The sequence below is a fragment of the Cupriavidus sp. IDO genome (assembly GCF_000812465.1).
Lineage (GTDB): Bacteria > Pseudomonadota > Gammaproteobacteria > Burkholderiales > Burkholderiaceae > Cupriavidus.
Window position 1 is genome coordinate 1 of the sequence record NZ_JWMA01000103.1, and the last position, 1,371, is coordinate 1,371.

Sequence of the window (1,371 nt, forward strand, 5' to 3'; positions counted from 1 at the left end):
CGCCGACGAAGCGAAGAAGACGAAGATCATCGAGACCTCCTCGGGCGACTTCTACGGCAAGGGCTACCAGGACGTGCAGAACCGCGTGCCGAAGATCGCCAACACCATGCAGGAGCTGGGCTGGAAGCCCGAGGTCAGCATGGAGGATGCGCTGCGCCGGATCTTCGAGGCGTATCGCTGCAAGGTCGTGGAAGCGCGCACCCTGGTCGATTCCGACAACTGAGGCCGGCTCGCACATGGCACGCATCGCACTGAAGGTCGACGTCGATACGCTGCGCGGCACCCGCGAAGGGGTGCCGAAGCTGCTTTCCATGCTGGAAGCCGCGCAGGCGCAGGCGACCTTCCTGTTCAGCCTCGGCCCGGACCATACGGGCTGGGCGCTGCGCCGGGTGTTCCGCCCGGGCTTCCTGAAGAAGGTGTCGCGCACCTCGGTGGTGTCCAACTACGGCCTGCGCACGCTGATGTACGGCGTGTTGCTGCCAGGACCGGACATCGGCCGCAAGGGCGCCGCCGAGATGCGTGCCGCGCGCGCCGCCGGGCATGAATGCGGCATCCATACCTGGGACCATGTCTACTGGCAGGACAACGTGCGCGAGCGCGATGCCGGGTGGACGCGCCGCCAGATGCAGAGCGCGTTCGACCGCTACGTGCAGATCTTCGGCGAAGCCCCGCCCACGCACGGCGCGGCGGGTTGGCAGATGAACGACGAAGCCTTCCGCCAGATCGATGACTGGGGGATGGTCTATGCGTCGGACGGACGCGGCACCGCGCCCTATATTCCGACGATCGATGGGGTGGCCTGCCGCCACGTGCAGATGCCCACCACGCTGCCCACGCTCGACGAGCTGATCGGCGTGGACGACCTGACCGAAGACAACGTGCACACTGCCGTGCTGCGCCTGACCGAAGGGCCCGGCGATCATGTCTTTACGCTGCATACCGAGCTGGAAGGCGGCAAGCTGGCGCCGGTGTTCGAGCGCCTGCTGCAGGGATGGCGGGCGCAGGGGCATGAGCTGGTGTCGATGCAGACGTGGTACCGGCATCTCGACACTACATCGCTGCCGAGGCTGCCGGTGACCTGGGGGTCGATTGAAGGGCGCAGTGGCGAGTTGATTGTTCAGCCTTGAATTTGGGTCTTTGCTGACGGCCCCAGGTTTCGCCCTGAAGAGTGATGGCTGTGGTTGGCTGATGTTGATGGTAGATGGACGGGTTTCGCCCTGCCGGGCGAGTCACTTTCTGTCCGAGCGACAGAAAGTAACCAAAGAACGCGTTAACTGTCCTCGGCGGACGGCCAGTCTTATCGTAGTGTTCGACGGTTTTTGTACGGGTATGGGCTTCAGGGCATAGCTACGATGCCTGCCGCGTGGTAAC

At 64.5% G+C, this 1,371-nt stretch carries 1 protein-coding gene and 1 pseudogene; both read left to right on the forward strand.

From position 1 onward, the window contains the following. Nucleotides 1-223 (forward strand): annotated as a pseudogene (locus tag RM96_RS24690) (bifunctional UDP-4-keto-pentose/UDP-xylose synthase); the annotation flags it as partial. A gap of 13 nt (nt 224-236) precedes the next feature. After that, a complete protein-coding gene (locus tag RM96_RS24695; RefSeq protein ID WP_039014363.1) occupies nt 237-1,127 on the forward strand; it encodes a polysaccharide deacetylase family protein in 891 nt (296 codons plus the stop codon). The last annotated feature ends 244 nt before the right edge of the window (nt 1,128-1,371 follow it).